The organism is Sulfitobacter sp. HI0040, from assembly GCF_001634885.1.
Taxonomy (GTDB): domain Bacteria; phylum Pseudomonadota; class Alphaproteobacteria; order Rhodobacterales; family Rhodobacteraceae; genus Sulfitobacter.
The window spans coordinates 1-14,949 of record NZ_LWEX01000421.1; the positions used below are offsets into that span (position 1 = coordinate 1).

17 protein-coding genes are annotated in these 14,949 nt (G+C 66.6%); 16 read left to right on the plus strand and 1 reads right to left on the minus strand.

What is annotated here, in order from left to right; all coding sequences use genetic code 11:
* The 9 genes from A3728_RS17275 to cobJ all read left to right on the plus strand — a co-directional run.
* Positions 1–297 (plus strand): CbtA family protein (locus A3728_RS17275; RefSeq protein WP_201722342.1); only part of this gene is annotated, 297 nt, incomplete at its 5' end.
* Positions 298–321: 24 nt separating this feature from the next.
* The gene (locus tag A3728_RS17280; RefSeq protein WP_067926513.1) at positions 322–816 is read left to right on the plus strand and encodes a hypothetical protein; all 495 of its coding nucleotides are present in this window, start codon (positions 322–324) and stop codon (positions 814–816) included.
* A 94-nt stretch (positions 817–910) separates the two neighbouring features.
* Positions 911–1,276, plus strand: coding sequence for a DUF1636 family protein (locus tag A3728_RS17285; RefSeq protein WP_067926516.1), 366 nt, complete (start codon positions 911–913; stop codon positions 1,274–1,276).
* Complete coding sequence (gene cobW / locus A3728_RS17290; RefSeq protein WP_067926519.1) at positions 1,269–2,303, plus strand: cobalamin biosynthesis protein CobW; 1,035 nt, start codon at positions 1,269–1,271, stop codon at positions 2,301–2,303. Before A3728_RS17285 ends, cobW begins: the two co-directional genes overlap by 8 nt.
* Positions 2,304–2,307: 4 nt before the next feature.
* Positions 2,308–5,553 (plus strand): cobaltochelatase subunit CobN, encoded by a 3,246-nt coding sequence (gene cobN / locus A3728_RS17295; protein ID WP_067926522.1) that lies wholly within the window; start codon positions 2,308–2,310, stop codon positions 5,551–5,553.
* On the plus strand, positions 5,550–6,713 hold the full coding sequence (locus A3728_RS17300) for a hypothetical protein (RefSeq protein ID WP_067926525.1): 1,164 nt from the start codon (positions 5,550–5,552) through the stop codon (positions 6,711–6,713). The genes cobN and A3728_RS17300 overlap by 4 nt, the downstream gene beginning before the upstream one ends.
* Positions 6,703–7,332, plus strand: coding sequence for a precorrin-8X methylmutase (locus A3728_RS17305; protein ID WP_067926528.1), 630 nt, complete (start codon positions 6,703–6,705; stop codon positions 7,330–7,332). The genes A3728_RS17300 and A3728_RS17305 overlap by 11 nt, the downstream gene beginning before the upstream one ends.
* A gap of 3 nt (positions 7,333–7,335) precedes the next feature.
* Positions 7,336–8,067 (plus strand): precorrin-2 C(20)-methyltransferase, encoded by a 732-nt coding sequence (cobI, locus tag A3728_RS17310; RefSeq protein ID WP_067926531.1) that lies wholly within the window; start codon positions 7,336–7,338, stop codon positions 8,065–8,067.
* Positions 8,064–8,798, plus strand: a complete 735-nt coding sequence (gene cobJ, locus A3728_RS17315; RefSeq protein WP_067926534.1) for a precorrin-3B C(17)-methyltransferase — start codon at positions 8,064–8,066, stop codon at positions 8,796–8,798. The genes cobI and cobJ overlap by 4 nt, the downstream gene beginning before the upstream one ends.
* Here the strand turns inward: cobJ and A3728_RS17320 are convergent.
* On the minus strand, positions 8,774–9,520 hold the full coding sequence (locus tag A3728_RS17320; protein ID WP_067926537.1) for a cobalt-precorrin-6A reductase: 747 nt from the start codon (positions 9,518–9,520) through the stop codon (positions 8,774–8,776). The genes cobJ and A3728_RS17320 overlap by 25 nt on opposite strands.
* A 1-nt stretch (position 9,521) precedes the next feature.
* Here A3728_RS17320 and A3728_RS17325 point away from each other — a divergent pair, with 1 nt between their 5' ends.
* From A3728_RS17325 to cobF, 7 genes are read left to right on the plus strand one after another with little or no spacing between them, the layout of a single operon-like run.
* A complete protein-coding gene (locus tag A3728_RS17325) occupies positions 9,522–10,706 on the plus strand; it encodes a bifunctional cobalt-precorrin-7 (C(5))-methyltransferase/cobalt-precorrin-6B (C(15))-methyltransferase (protein ID WP_067926540.1) in 1,185 nt (394 codons plus the stop codon).
* Positions 10,703–11,083 (plus strand): cobalamin biosynthesis protein, encoded by a 381-nt coding sequence (locus A3728_RS17330; protein ID WP_067926676.1) that lies wholly within the window; start codon positions 10,703–10,705, stop codon positions 11,081–11,083. The genes A3728_RS17325 and A3728_RS17330 overlap by 4 nt, the downstream gene beginning before the upstream one ends.
* The gene (gene cobM / locus A3728_RS17335; protein WP_067926544.1) at positions 11,080–11,862 is read left to right on the plus strand and encodes a precorrin-4 C(11)-methyltransferase; all 783 of its coding nucleotides are present in this window, start codon (positions 11,080–11,082) and stop codon (positions 11,860–11,862) included. Before A3728_RS17330 ends, cobM begins: the two co-directional genes overlap by 4 nt.
* Positions 11,859–13,184: a cobyrinate a,c-diamide synthase gene (locus A3728_RS17340; protein ID WP_067926547.1), complete on the plus strand. Its 1,326-nt coding sequence runs from the start codon at positions 11,859–11,861 to the stop codon at positions 13,182–13,184. Before cobM ends, A3728_RS17340 begins: the two co-directional genes overlap by 4 nt.
* Positions 13,181–13,906 (plus strand): uroporphyrinogen-III C-methyltransferase, encoded by a 726-nt coding sequence (gene cobA, locus A3728_RS17345; RefSeq protein ID WP_067926550.1) that lies wholly within the window; start codon positions 13,181–13,183, stop codon positions 13,904–13,906. Before A3728_RS17340 ends, cobA begins: the two co-directional genes overlap by 4 nt.
* A complete protein-coding gene (locus A3728_RS17350; protein WP_067926553.1) occupies positions 13,903–14,211 on the plus strand; it encodes a DUF1636 domain-containing protein in 309 nt (102 codons plus the stop codon). The genes cobA and A3728_RS17350 overlap by 4 nt, the downstream gene beginning before the upstream one ends.
* Positions 14,208–14,948: a precorrin-6A synthase (deacetylating) gene (cobF, locus tag A3728_RS17355; RefSeq protein ID WP_067926556.1), complete on the plus strand. Its 741-nt coding sequence runs from the start codon at positions 14,208–14,210 to the stop codon at positions 14,946–14,948. The genes A3728_RS17350 and cobF overlap by 4 nt, the downstream gene beginning before the upstream one ends.
* Position 14,949: the final 1 nt, after the last annotated feature.

Consider the following 14,949-nt stretch of genomic DNA (forward strand, 5'->3'; position numbering starts at 1 on the left):
GCGGCGGATATCGGCGCGCGTCAGATATGGTGGTACGCCACCGTCGGTGCGGCGATCGTGGCCCTGTTCCTTCTGGCGTTCGGTCGCAGCTGGATCGCATGGTCCGGCGCGGTGGTGCTGCTGATTGCGCCCCATGTCTGGGGTGCGCCGCAGCCCGAAACCTACGCGGGGCCGGTACCGCCCGAACTGGCGGCGCTCTTCGCCTCCCGGGCGCTGGGGACGGGACTGGCCGCATGGGTCGTGCTGGGTAGCCTCGCGGGATATTTCTGGCGGCGCGAAACGCTGCGCGCGGGGTGATCCCGCAGCTCAAGGAGCTATTCCATGGACAGGGCTTTGTGGCTTTTCCTGATCGGCCTCGTGTTCGGGGGCGGGCTCGGGTTCACGCTGGCCGCGGGCTATGGCGTGACCTTCGATGGTCATGACCATGCCGCTGCCGGTGCTGAGGCCCACGTCACAGTGGGCACGGAACACATGGCCCAGCATGCCACCCCGCTGGAGGTTTCGGCCATCGCCGCCCCGGAGGTTTCGCTGCTGATCGATCCCGACCCGGACGCAGGCTGGAACCTTCAGGTCAAGACGCGCAACTTCGACTTCGCCCCCCGCGATGCCGGGGGCGTTCACGTGGACGGCACGGGCCACGCGCATCTCTACGTCAACGGGGTGAAGCAGGCGCGGCTCTACGGCGATTGGCACCATATTCCCGACCTGCCCGCGGGAGAGGTGATCATCGAGGTTGTGCTGAACACGAACGACCACCGACCGCTGGCAGTGGCGGGGCGGAAGATCGCCGCCGAAACCCGGCTCATCGTCGAATGACGCGCCGCAATTTCCTCCGTCGCTTGCCCGAGGGCCCCGCTTGCGTTAGGCCCGGCCCATCCCCTTTGCCCCTATCACGATTGGACGTTTCAGTATGACGGTGACCCTGCATGTCTGCACAACCTGCCGCGCTGGCGAGATCGAAGCGGAGGATGCTCCCCGCCCCGGCGCGCGGCTTCACGCGGCCCTGACCGAAGCGGGCGCGCCCGAAGGCGTGCGCATCGTGCCGGTGGAATGTCTTTCCGCCTGTTCGCAGGGGGCTTCCGTGGCGCTTTCGGCCCCGGGCAAATGGACCTATGTCTACGGTCGCCTGAGCTGCGCGGATACGTCTGACATCCTCGCCGGTGCCGCGGCCTATGCCGCGACGACAGATGGCCTTGTGCCATGGCGCGAACGCCCGGTCATTTTCCGCAAGCAAAGCCTTGCCCGCATTCCCCCGATGGAGATTCCGAATGACTGACCTCGCAAAGATACCGGTGACCGTGATCACCGGCTTCCTCGGATCGGGCAAGACCACGCTGATCCGGCATTTGATGACCCATTCGCAGGGCCGCAGGCTCGCTGTTCTGGTCAATGAATTCGGGACGGTCGGCGTGGACGGAGACATCCTGAAATCCTGCGCGGACGAAGATTGCCCCGCCGAGAACATCGTCGAACTGGCCAATGGCTGCATCTGCTGCACCGTGGCCGATGACTTCATTCCGACGATCGAGGCGCTGATGGCGATGCCCACCCGGCCCGATCACATCCTGATCGAAACCTCCGGTCTGGCTTTGCCGAAGCCGCTGCTGAAGGCGTTTGACTGGCCCGCCATCCGGTCGAAGATCACCGTGGACGGGGTGATCGCGCTGGCCGATGCAGAAGCGGTGGCCGCCGGACGGTTCGCGCCCGATGTGGCGGCGGTGGATGCCCAGCGTCAGGCCGATGACAGCCTCGACCATGAAACGCCCCTGAGCGAGGTATTTGAGGATCAGATTTCCTGTGCGGACATCGTGCTTCTGTCAAAGGCCGACCTCGCGGGGGAATCCGGCCTCGCCAAGGCGCGCGAGGTGGTAGAAGCCGAAAGCCCGCGTCGGATCCCGATTCTGGAAATGAGCGAGGGCGTCGTTGACCCCAAGGTCGTGCTGGGCCTGAACGCGCAGGCAGAAGACGACCTAGCGGCACGTCCTTCCCACCATGACGGCGCCGACGATCATGAACACGACGACTTTGAAACCGTCGTGATCCCGATGCCCGAAATCGAAGATGTAAGCGCGCTCGTATCCGCGATCGAGGAAATGGCGGCGGAGCAGAACATTCTGCGCGTCAAAGGCTACGTGGCCGTCGCGGGCAAACCCATGCGCCTGCTTGTGCAGGCCGTGGGCGGGCGTGTCCGCCACCAGTTCGACCGGCCTTGGGGCAGCGACATGCGCGCCGGGCATCTGGTTGTCATCGCCGAACATGACGACGTGAACGAACCCCGCATCCGCGCGGCGCTGGGGGCCTGAAACGATGCATGTCGTCTTCCGCGACAGCCACGGGTTGGAGGATACGGACACACCGTTCGATCCCGGACAGACCCCGGCTGACCTGATCGTCCTGTCGTTTTCCGACAGCGATCTGGGGGCTTTCGCGGCGGGCTGGCATCGTGGGGGCGGCCCCGATGGGGACTTGCCCAGCCTGCGGTTGTGCAACCTCGTCGCGCTGCGGCACCCGGCCAGCGTGGACAATTACGTGGAACAGACACTCGCCGGAGCCAAGGGCATCCTGATCCGCCTGATCGGGGGCGAGAATTATTGGCCCTACGGGGTGATGCAGGTGCAGGACTTTGCCCGTCGCAACGGGATTGCACTGGCGATCCTGCCCGCCGACGGGCGCGAGGACCCGGCGCTCGACGGTTATTCCACCCTTCCGGTTTCCACCCTGCGGCGGTTGCAGCATTTGTGTGATGCGGGCGGCGCGGTCGCTGCGCAGGCGGCGCTTGCGCAGCTTGCCTTGGCTGCTGGTTTCTATGCGGGTCCCGTTCCCGGCGCCAAGTCGGTGCCGGACTGCGGCTTCTACACGCCGGAACGGGGGTTCGTGCCCTATTTCGATGCAGGCGCCGGCGATGTGGTGGTGGTGACCTTTTATCGCAGCTACCTCATGGCCGCCGATACCGCACCGGTGGACGCGCTGCTGAACGAACTCGCTGAACGCGGCTTCAACGCCGTCGGAATCTTCGTGCCCTCGCTAAAGGCCGAAAGCGCGCGAACGTTCCTGATCAACGCCTTCACCGGCGTGAAGCCTGTGGCCATCGTGAACGCCACCGCTTTCTCGGGTCGGGGTGAGGATGGCACCACGCCGCTGGACACGCCGGGCTGCCCCGTTTTTCAGGTGGCGCTCTCCACCGCGCGGCAGAAGGACTGGGCAGAGGCGGAGCGTGGATTGTCCCCGGCAGATCTGGCCATGCATGTCGTATTGCCCGAGGTGGATGGCCGGATCTTTGCCGGGGTGATCAGCTTCAAGGCCCCGGAGCGCAGGGACCCGCATCTGCAATACGCCCGGTTCAGCCACAGGCCCCATGTGGCCCGCATCCGCGCTGTGGTTGATCGCGTCAAGGCATGGCACCGGCTGTCGGAAACGCCGAAGGCGAAGCGGGAACTGGCGCTTGTCCTGTCCACCTACCCGGGTCGGACAGATCAGCTGGCCCATGCGGTCGGCCTTGATGCGCTGGCGAGTGTCGAAGACATGCTGCTGATGCTGGCGGGCTTCGGCTATGGGGTGCGCCCGCAGATAGGTTTTGGCCGGGCGCTGGCCAGCGAGATACTCGAATGGTCCCTGTCTGACTACGAGGCGGCGCTCGATGATCTGCCGGAGCCACTACGCGAGGCGGTCCATGAAGCATGGGGCAGGCCCGAAGCGGATCCCCTGGTGCGCGACGGTAGCTTTCACTTCCCCGCCATCCGCTGCGGGAACGCCTTGGTGGCGCTGCAGCCCGAACGCGGCGATCCTGCATCCCGGGACGACGATTATCACGACCTCGCCCGGGTCCCGCGCCATTCCTATGTGGCGTTCTACCTTTGGCTGCGGTCGCAGCGGCTGCATGCCCTGATTCACATGGGGGCGCATGGCACGCTGGAATGGCTGCCCGGCAAGGCGGTGGCCCTGTCTGACGAATGCTGGCCCGAAGTTCTGACCGGCCCGCTTCCGGTGATCTATCCCTTCATCGTAAATGATCCGGGTGAGGCGGCGCAGGCCAAACGGCGCATCGGGGCAGTCACGTTGGGCCATCTGCCGCCGCCGATGAAGGACAGCGCCGTGCCCGACGGGCTGTTGCAACTGGAACGGCTGCTCGACGAATATTCAACCGCCGACGGGCTCGACCCCTCCCGCCGGGACCGGCTGGTCGAAACGATCCGCTCCGAAGCGCAGGCCGCCGGGGTCGAGGAAGACCTCGGTCTCGATGCCGCAAGCTCCGCCGCCGAAGCGATCACCCGGATCGACCGTTTCGTCTGCGACATCAAGGAAAGCCAGTATGGTGACGGGCTGCATGTCTTCGGCACCGCCGAGGGTGAGAACGACGGCCTGTTGCAGGCACTGCGGGGCCGCAGGGTCGATGCGGGCCCGTCGGGCTCCCCCTACCGGGGCCGGTCCGATGTTCTGCCCACAGGCCGCAACCTCTTTTCCGTCGACCCGCGTGCCGTGCCCACCCGTGCCGCCCATGCGCAGGGCGTGAAACTGGCGGAGGAACTGCTGCGCCGCCATCTGCAGGACACCGGCGACTGGCCGCGCGGTCTGGTCGTGGACCTCTGGGGGTCCGCCACCATGCGCACGGCGGGCGAGGAAATCGCCATGGCCATGCATCTCGCCGGGCTGGCGCCGAAGTGGGACGCGGGCAGCGAACGGGTTTCGGGTTTCGAGGTCATACCCCTCACCCTGTTGAACCGGCCCCGCATCGATGTGACGCTGCGGGTCTCGGGGCTCTTCCGCGACGTTTTCCCGGGCCTTTCACAATTGTTCGAAGCGGGTGCCGAAGTCCTTTCGAAGCGAGAGGAAGCGGCGGACATGAACCCCTATCTTCAGCACGCGCCCCGGGTCTTTGGCCCGAAACCCGGCCTTTACGGCATGGAAATGGCCCATGCGCTGCACGATTACACCGATGCGGGCCGCGAAGCGGCGGGGCAGGCGTGGCTCAAGGGTTCCGAATGGGCCATCGATGCGCAGGGTACGGCGCGGCAGGATCGTCACGCGCTCGAGGCGCGGCTCAGATCGGCGGATGGCTTTGCCCATGTTCAGGATCTGGCGGAAACCGACATCCTGCTGGCGGCGGATTACGCGGACCACGAAGGCGGCTTTGCCGCCGCGATGGCGCACCTGGGGGCAGAGGCCCCGGCGATGTACCACGTCGACAGCACCCGCCTGAACGATCCCCGCGCCCGCACCCTGCCAGAAGAGGTCGCCCGCGTCGTCCGCGCGCGCGCTGCCAACCCCGGCTGGGCAAGCGGCATGATGCGCCACGGCTATCGCGGCGCCGCCGAGATCACCGCGACATTGGACAACCTTGCCGCCTTTGCTCATCTCACGCGGGAGGTCTCCGCGCATCTGTTCGATCTCTATTACGAGGCGACATTGGGCCGGAATGATCTGGTGGAGTTCATGGAAAGGGAAAACCCCGCCGCGCTGGACGCCTTGCGTCGCCGGTTCGAAGCGCTGCGCGATGCGGGGCTCTGGGTGACACGGCGAAATTCGATCTCCGCCGGGATGGACGCGGTTCGATGAACGCGGCCGCGCAGAACACGACGAGTCCCGCCGTACGCGGCTGGTGCCCCGGCGCGCTGCGCCCGATGCTTTCCGGCGACGGGCTCGTTGTGCGGCTGCGCCCGCGGCTCGGGCGTCTCTCGCGTGAACAGGCCGCCGGAGTGGCAGAGCTTGCGGAAATGCATGGCAACGGCATGCTCGACCTTTCCAGTCGTGCGAACCTGCAGATGCGGGGGGTGAGCGAAGAGGGACACGAAGGGCTGCTGACAGGGCTGCGCGCCCTTGGCCTGCTGGACGATGATGCAGAGGCGGAGGCGCGGCGCAACGTGCTGCACCATCCGTTTGGCGCCTGCATGGAAACCAGCGCCCAACTTGAGGATGCGCTCGCCGATCCGTCGCTGCCGGTCCTCTCCTCGAAATTCGGCTATGTTCTGGATGCTGGGCCCGTGCCGCTGCTTCGGGATGCGCCCGGCGACATCCGGCTGGAACGTCACCCCGAAGCCGGGCTGATCCTGCGCCCCGATGGCGCCGCTTTCGGCAAGCCCGTGGCTGAGGCGGATGCTGTACCGGAAATGCTTGCACTGACCCGTTGGTTCGCCGGGGCGGGCGGCTTTTCAACAGGGCGGATGCTGCACCTTGTGGCGCAGGGCGCCGCATTGCCGCCGGGCTACGTTGCGCCTGTGTCAACGGATGCTCCCGCGACGCCCGTCCCGGGACCGCAGGAAAACGGATACCTCGTCGCGCTCGCCTTCGGCCAGATGGATGCCGCGACGTTGCGCGAATTGTCCCGGCTGGGAGACGTGCGGCTGACGCCCTGGCGCATGGTCCTGATCGAGGGACTTGGGCAGGCACCCGACCTTCCCGGCCTCATCACGCGCGGGGATGATCCGCTGCTGCGGGTCGTGGCCTGCGTCGGGCATCCCGCCTGCCTGCAGGCGCGGGGAGAGACGCGGCAAACGGCCCGGACGCTCGCGCCTTTGGTCCCGCCGGGGCGCAAGCTCCATGTGTCGGGCTGCGCCAAGGGCTGTGCCCACGCCAAGCCCGCCGACTTTACGCTGATACCGGGACCCGAGGGATTTGATCTGGTCCGAAACGGCCGCGCCGACGCCCGACCGGATCGCCGGAGGCTGGATATGCCCGCACTTGCCCGCGTGCTGAAAGAGGAAGCCGATGCCACATAGCTACATCACCGACGGGGCGGAGATATACCGCCAGTCCTTCGCTACCATCCGGGCGGAAGCGGCGCTTTCCCGCTTTACTCCGGAGGAGCAGATCGTCGCCGTGCGCATGATCCATGCCGCCGGCATGGTGGGCCTGGAAGCGGCCATCCGCTTTTCCGAAGGCATGGCCATCGCCGCGCGGGCCGCGCTGGAGGAGGGCGCGCCGGTGCTGTGCGACGCCTACATGGTCTCCGAAGGGATCACCCGCAAACGGCTGCCCCGCGACAACGAGGTCATTTGCACCCTGCGCGATCCGAAGGTGCCCGACCTTGCCGCGCAGATGGGCAACACCCGCTCCGCCGCAGCGCTGGAACTCTGGCGGCCCCATCTATCCGGCGCCGTGGTGGCCATCGGCAACGCGCCGACGGCGCTGTTCCACCTGCTGAACATGCTGGAGGATCCCGAGTGCCCCCGCCCGGCGGCCATCATCGGGTGTCCCGTGGGTTTCATCGGGGCGGCCGAAAGCAAGGATGCGCTGATGCAGGATCTGCCCGTGCCTTCGATGATCGTCGAAGGGCGGCTGGGCGGCTCGGCGATCACGGTCGCGGCGGTCAATGCGCTCGCCAGCAGGGTGGAGTAGGACATGGGCCGCATCATTTGCGCGGGGCTCGGCCCCGGCGACGTCGAACTGATGTCCGTGAAGTCCGACCGGGTGATCCGGGGCGCCCGCCATGTCGCCTATTTCCGCAAGAAGGGGCGCGAGGGGCAGGCGCGGAGCATGGTGGCCGGAATGCTGGCCGATGGCGTGACCGAATACCCAATGGAATATCCCGTCACGACCGAACTGCACTTCGGCTCCGAAGAATACCGCCGCGAAATGGTGGCGTTCTATGAACACTGGGCGGACAAGCTGGCCGAACTCGCCGGGCAGCATGACGTCGTCGTGCTCTGCGAAGGCGACCCGTTCTTTTACGGATCCTTCATGCATCTGCACACCCGCCTTCAGGGCCGGGCCGAGGTGGAGGTGCTGCCTGCCATTCCGGGTATGGTGGGCTGCTGGAACGCGCTGGATACGCCCTTTACATGGGGTGACGATGTGCTCACCGTTTTGATGGGCACCCTGCCGGAGGATGAACTGGCAGGCCATATGGACCGCGCCGATGCGCTGGTCGTGATGAAAACGGGCCGTAACCTGCCCGCCGTGCGCCGGGCGCTGGACCGGGCCGGGCGGCTTGATCAGGCGTGGCTCGTTGAGAAGGGCACGATGCCCGGCCAGCGCATCGCGCGACTGGCCGAGGTGGACGATGCCGATTGCCCGTATTTCGCCATCGTGCTGGTGCACGGAAAGGGCCGCCGCCCGGAGGCACCGGAGTGAGCGGCTGGGTCGCGGTTGTCGGCCTTGGCCCCGGGCGCGACGATCTGGTGACGCCCGAGGTCAGCGCAACGCTAGCCGAGGCGACGGATATCATCGGATACATCCCTTATGTCGAACGGATCGCACCCGCCGCTGGGCTGACGCTGCATCCCAGCGACAACCGGGTGGAGCTGGAGCGCGCGGAACTTGCCCTGCGGCTCGCGTCCGAAGGGCGGCGGGTCGTTGTGGTCTCTTCCGGTGATCCGGGGGTTTTCGCCATGGCCTCTGCCGTGTTCGAAGGGCTTGAAGCGCATCCCGGATACATGGGCACAGAGATCCGCGTTCTGCCCGGGATCACGGCCATGCTGGCCGCCGCGGCGGCGGCAGGCGCACCGCTGGGCCATGATTTCTGCGCCATCAACCTCAGCGACAACCTGAAGCCATGGTCCCTGATCGAGCATCGCCTGCGCATGGCGGCCCGGGGCGATTTCGCCATGGCCTTCTACAATCCCCGGTCCAAATCGCGCCCGCATCAGTTCGGTCAGGCGCTCGATATTCTCCGCGAAGAATGTGGCCCGAAACGGCTGATCATTTTCGCCCGCAACGTCAGCCGCCCGGACCAGACGATCAGGACCGTCGAACTGGGGGAAGCCACGCCCGAAATGGCTGATATGCGAACGGTCGTTCTGGTCGGCAATGCCGCGACTCGGCGGGTCGGCCCGCATGTCTATACGCCGCGCGGGGCCGAATGACGCAGCCAGCTCAATACGGCTTCCGGCTGCGCGAGGACGTGGCCGCCGGGCACCTCCGGTCGCTGGGCGAGGATGACGGGCAGGCGCAAGGCACGCGCGGCATCCAGCTTGGCCCGCGCGCCGCTGCCGCCGGCATTCTTCGCAACCACATGGGTTATGCCGTGGGTTTCCATGAGCGCGCGGTCCCCCGCCACATCGAAAGGCCCACGCGCCAGTACGATGGCCGTATCCGGCAGGGGCAGCGCGCCTTCGGGCGGATCCACCAATCGCAACAGATAGTGGTGGTGGGGCGCCGTAGCAAACAATCCGATATGCTGTTTGCCGATCGCCAGAAAGATACGGGCAGGCTGTTCGGGCAGGGCGGCGGGCAAATCCTCCACCCCGGGTACGAAGGTCCAGTCATCCTCTGGCCCGGGATGCCAAGCGGGGCGCTCCAGCCTTGCCAGCGGCAACCCCAGTTGCGTGCAGGCGTCGTGGGCGTTGCGTGTCATCCCTGCGGCGAAGGGATGTGTGGCGTCGATCACATGGGTGATCGCTGCGCCCTCAAGGTAACGCAGAAGCCCCTCGACCCCGCCGAAGCCGCCAACCCGCGTGGGCAGGGGCTGGGAAACCGGCGCGCGGGTACGCCCCGCGTAGGAAAAGGTCGCATCGATCCCCGCGGCAGCCAGCAGGCCCGCCATTTGACTGGCCTCGGTCGTACCGCCGAGCAGAAGGATGCGCATGATGGGTGATCCCTGGCTCGTGATCATCGGGTTGAACGAAGATAGCCTTGCCGGTCTGTCGGGGGCAAGCCGGGCGGCCCTGGATGGCGCGGAAATCGTCTTCGGCGGGCCCCGGCACCTTGAACTGGCAGAGGTCGGCAGCCGGGGACGCCCCTGGCCCGTGCCGTTTTCGGTGGAACCCGTGCTCGCACTGCGAGGGCAGCAGGTGGCGGTTCTCGCCTCGGGCGATCCGTTCTGGTTTGGGGCTGGCGGCAGTCTTTCGGCACATCTCGAACCCGGTGAATGGCGGGTGTTTCCCGCCCCTTCCACCTTTGCGCTGGCTGCCGGCAGGCTGGGCTGGCGGCTGGAGGAAGTGCGCTGCATGGGGTTGCATGCGGCACCCATGGCGCGTTTGCGCCCCGCACTCGCCCCCCGAAGGCGCCTCATCTGCCTGTTGCGCGATGGCGACGCCCCGGCGGAACTGGCCCGTTGGCTTACCGGGGAGGGGGCCGGGACGGCAACCCTGCATGTCCTAGAAGCGCTGGGCGGGCCGAGGGAGCGCATTCGCAAGACCACAGCCGCCGTGTTTGACCTCAACGATATTTCCGCGCCGGTGGCCGTGGCTGTCGAACTGCCCGAAGACGTTGGGCTGTCGCGGACCTCTGGTCTTTCCGATGCGCTTTTTGCGAGCGATGGGCATCAGATCACCAAACGGCCCATTCGCGCGGTAACGCTGTCCAGCCTCTGCCCGCGCCCCGGTGAACGCCTTTGGGACTTGGGCTCAGGCTCCGGCTCGATCTCTGTTGAATGGTGCCTCGCCGGGGGGCGCGCCGAAGCGGTGGAGATGAAGCCCGCACGCCTCGACGCCATGCGCCGCAATGCCGAGGCGTTCGGGATCGAACATCTGATACAGATCCACGCGGGCGATTCACTGTCGCTCATCCACGACCTGGCAAAACCGAACGCGGTCTTTGTCGGCGGGGGTGCTTCCGCGCGGCTCTTCGATACGCTCTTTGCCGCCTTGCCCGCAGGGGTGCGGATCGTGGCGAATGGCGTCACGCTGGAGACCGAGGCGCTGCTGATCGAACAGCAGGCCAGCCGCGGCGGCACGTTGCTCAGGATCGAGACCGCGCAGGCCGAACCACTGGGTACGCTGCGCGGCTGGACGGCGGCGCGGCCGGTCGTGCAATGGGCGACAACGACATGAGGGTGGCTGGGATTGGCTTCCGGGGCGCGGCGGATGCAGCCGCGATCAACGATGCGCTGGACCGCGCCTTGGCCGAAGCGGGCGGGGCGATCGATGCGCTGGTGACCGAAGCCGCTAAGGCGCGCGCCCCTGTTTTCCGGGAAGTGGCGCAGGCGCGTGGCCTCCCCGGCCTCGGGGTGCGGGTAGAAGATATCGGCGGCCTGATGACGCCGACCCAATCGCAGCGCATTCAGGACCGTTTCGGGACCGGGTCGCTCTGCGAAGCGGCGGCGCTGGCCGCGGTGGGGCCGGGGGGGCGGCTGGTTGCGGTGCGGGTGATCTCGGGTGATGGTATGGCGACGGCGGCGATTGCCGAAAGCGAAGGGAACGACAGGTGACGGTACATTTCATCGGCGCGGGGCCGGGCGCGCCCGACCTTATCACGTTGCGGGGGCGGGACCTGATCGCGGCTTGCCCGGTTTGCCTCTATGCGGGTTCCCTCGTGCCCGAAGCGCTGCTTCAGCACTGCCCCGAAGGCGCGCGCGTGGTGAATACGGCGCGCATGTCGCTCGATGAGATCATGGAAGAGATCGCCGCTGCGGACGCCGCCGGCCATGATGTCGCGCGCCTTCATTCGGGGGACCTTTCAGTGTGGTCGGCCATGGGCGAACAACTGCGCCGCCTTCGCGCGATGGGGATCGCCTATGACGTCACGCCGGGCGTGCCGTCCTTTGCCGCAGCCGCCGCCGAACTGGGCGCGGAGCTGACGTTGCCGGGGGTGGCGCAATCGGTCGTGCTCACCCGGACATCCGGGCGGGCGACCGCCATGCCCGAGGGCGAGACACTTTCGAACTTTGCCAAAACGGGCGCCACCCTTGCCATCCACCTTTCCGTTCACGTGCTCGAAAAGGTCGTTGCCGATCTGACCCCGCATTATGGAGAAGACTGTCCGGTCGCCGTGGTCTGGCGTGCAAGCTGGCCCGATCAGCGCATCGTGAAAGCATCGCTCGGCACGTTGCGCACGGCAATCGGTGAAGAAATGGAGCGCACGGCGCTCATCCTCGTGGGCCATGCCATCGGGGCGGAGGACTTTGGCGAAAGCAGGCTCTATGCCGGAGATTATGACCGCCGCTTCCGCCCGGTCGGAACCGCGCCCCGCTTCCCGGAGGAAACATGATCCCCCCCGGCCTCCTGATCTCTGCCCCCTCCTCCGGGGCTGGCAAGACCACGCTGATGCTGGGGCTGCTCGCGGCGCTGCGGGCGCAGGGGGTGACCGTCCAGCCTTTCAAGAGCGGGCCTGACTACATCGATCCCGCGTTCCATACGGCTGCGTCTGGTCGTGCCTCCTTCAATCTGGATAGCTGGTCGATGCCCGATGCGGACATCGCCGGGCTGGTCGGTAATGCGTCAGGTGCGGACATGATCCTCGCGGAAGGGTCGATGGGCCTTTTCGACGGGGTCGCCAAACCGGGGGCCTGCGGAAACGGCGCAAGCGCCGATATCGCCGCGCGCATGGGCTGGCCCGTTGTGCTGGTGCTGGATGTGTCGGGGGCGGCGCAGTCCGTCGCGGCCACCGCGCTTGGTTTCAGCAGGATGCGGCCCGACGTGACGCTTGCCGGGGTCGTGCTGAACAGGGTGGCATCGCCGCGTCACGAAACGCTGGTGCGGGTCGGGATGGAACAGGTGGGCATCCGCGTGCTGGGCAGCCTGCCGCGCCGCAAGGAGATCGAGATGCCGGAACGACACCTCGGACTCGTGCAGGCGGGAGAGCAGGAAAACCTGCCCGATATCCTGTCGCAGGCCGCCGCGTTTGTAACCGAACATATCGACATTGCTGCCCTGCGGGCCGCCGCCGCGGGCACCTATGGCGAAACGCTGCCACCCGCTGTGATCACCCCGCCGGGGCAACGCGTGGCCCTCGCGAAGGACGACGCCTTCGCTTTCGTCTATCCGCATCTCGCCGCCGGATGGCGCGCGGCGGGGGCTGAGGTTCTGCCGTTCTCCCCGCTGGCCGACGAAGCCCCGGACCCAGATGCGGACGTCTGCTGGCTGCCCGGCGGCTATCCGGAATTGCATGCCGGTCGCCTCGCTGCAGCCGAACGGTTCCGCAATGGGTTGCAGACCTTTGCGCAGACAAAACCGGTGCATGGAGAGTGTGGGGGCTACATGGCGATGGGGGCGGGATTGGTGGATCGGGATGGCATACGCCACCGTATGGCTGGGCTGCTGGGGCTGGAGACATCCTTTGCCACGCGCAAAATGCACCTCGGTTATCGCCGCGCCGACCTCAACGCGCCGATCCCGGGGCACTCGGCGCGGGCAATGTTGCGCGGGCATGAATTCCACTATGCCACCATCCTTTCCGAACCGGATGCTCCCTTGGCAAGGATTTGCGACGCCAATGATCAGGACGTTCCCGAAACGGGTTCTGTCCGCCGGTTCGAAGGGGGCGGTCAGGCTACCGGGACATTCTTTCACATGATCGCCGTTGCATCGTGACCGGCTTCGTCTCATTCGTTTCCTCGGGCCCGGGAGATCCCGAACTGCTGACGGTAAAGGCCGTCCGCCGTCTGGAAGAGGCGGACGCGGTGCTGTTCGATGACCTGTCGTCCGGCCCGATACTTGCCCATGCACGCGACGATGCCGACCTGATCGGTGTGGGAAAACGCGCGGGTCGCGCCTCCCCCAAGCAGGACCATGTGAGCCGCGTTCTCGTCGATTACGCGCGGACGGGCCAGCGTGTGGTACGCCTGAAATCCGGTGACAGCGGGATGTTCGGGCGGCTGGAGGAAGAGATCACCGCCCTGCGCGGCGCCGGCATCCCCTATGAGGTGGTCCCGGGCGTGACCAGCGCCTCGGCGGCGGCGGCTGCCGTGGGTATTCCACTGACGCGGCGGTTGACCGCACGGCGGGTGCAATTCATTACCGGCGCGGATGTGACCGGCGGATTGCCGTCCGACGTCAACATGGCCGCGCTTGCCGATCCCATGGCAACGACGGTCATCTACATGGGCAAACGTACCTTTGCGGAACTGGCCGCGCGGCTGATCGCGCATGGTCTCGCGCCACAGACCCCGGCAATGCTCGCCGAAGCGGTTTCCACCCCCGCGCAGAAGATCACCCGGATGACGATAGAAGAGCTCGCCACGCATCTGCAATCCGCACCGAGCAGCACGCCCGCGCTCATCTTCTACGGCCCGCTGGCGGAGTTCGATCCTTGAAGGCTTTCGTTTGCACCACCTGTTCGCTGGGTCGCGTCGGGTTTCTCGAGACTTTGCGCGAGGCCCTGCCGGAGGGGATCCCGGTAGAGGGGGTTGAATGCATGTCCGGCTGCGCCCGGGACCAGACGGTCGCATTCCGCGCGACGGGAAAGGTGGCCTATCTGTTCGGAGAGATCACCGCTGCCGATCTGCCGGAACTGCGCCGGTTCGCGGAACTCTACGCCCGGTCCCCCGATGGGACATTCGCGGATGCCCGGGTGCTTGGCGGGCTGCGCATGAAGGCGATGGCGAGGATACCGGGATGAAGCTCACTCTCATCGGGATCGGCACAGGGAATATCGATCATCTGACACTGCAGGCGGCGAAGGCGATCAATGCGCAGGATGTCATACTGATCCCCCGCAAGGGGCCGGACAAGGCCGATCTGGCAGAACTGCGTATGCGGATTTGCCAAGAGGTCATTACCGGGAACCGGACGCATATCGTCGAATTCGATCTGCCAACACGGGACCCCGAGACGCCGGACTATCGCAGGCGCGTGGAGGACTGGCACGATGCCATTGCCGAGGTCTGGATGAAGGCGATGGAAGGCCAAAGCGGAGCCGAACGGTTCGGCCTGCTGGTCTGGGGGGATCCGTCGCTCTACGATTCGACGCTGCGGATCGCGAAACGGCTCGTCCCCCGCCCGGAAATCGAGGTGATCCCCGGCATCACATCCCTTCAGGCGCTCACGGCCACCCATGCTATTCCGCTGAACGATGTCGGCGCGCCTGTTACCATCACCACAGGGCGGCGCCTGCGAGACGGTGGCTGGCCCGAAGGCGTGGATACGGTCGCGGTCATGCTGGATGGCGAATGCAGCTTCACGGTCTTGCCGCCCGAGAATCTGCACATCTGGTGGTGCGCATATGCCGGCATGCCGAATGAAATCGCCATTTCGGGCCCTTTGGCGGAGGTAGGCGAACGCATCATCCGGCAAAGGGCCGAGGCGCGCGCGGCCCATGGTTGGATCATGGACATCTACCTGCTGAGACGCGGCTGAT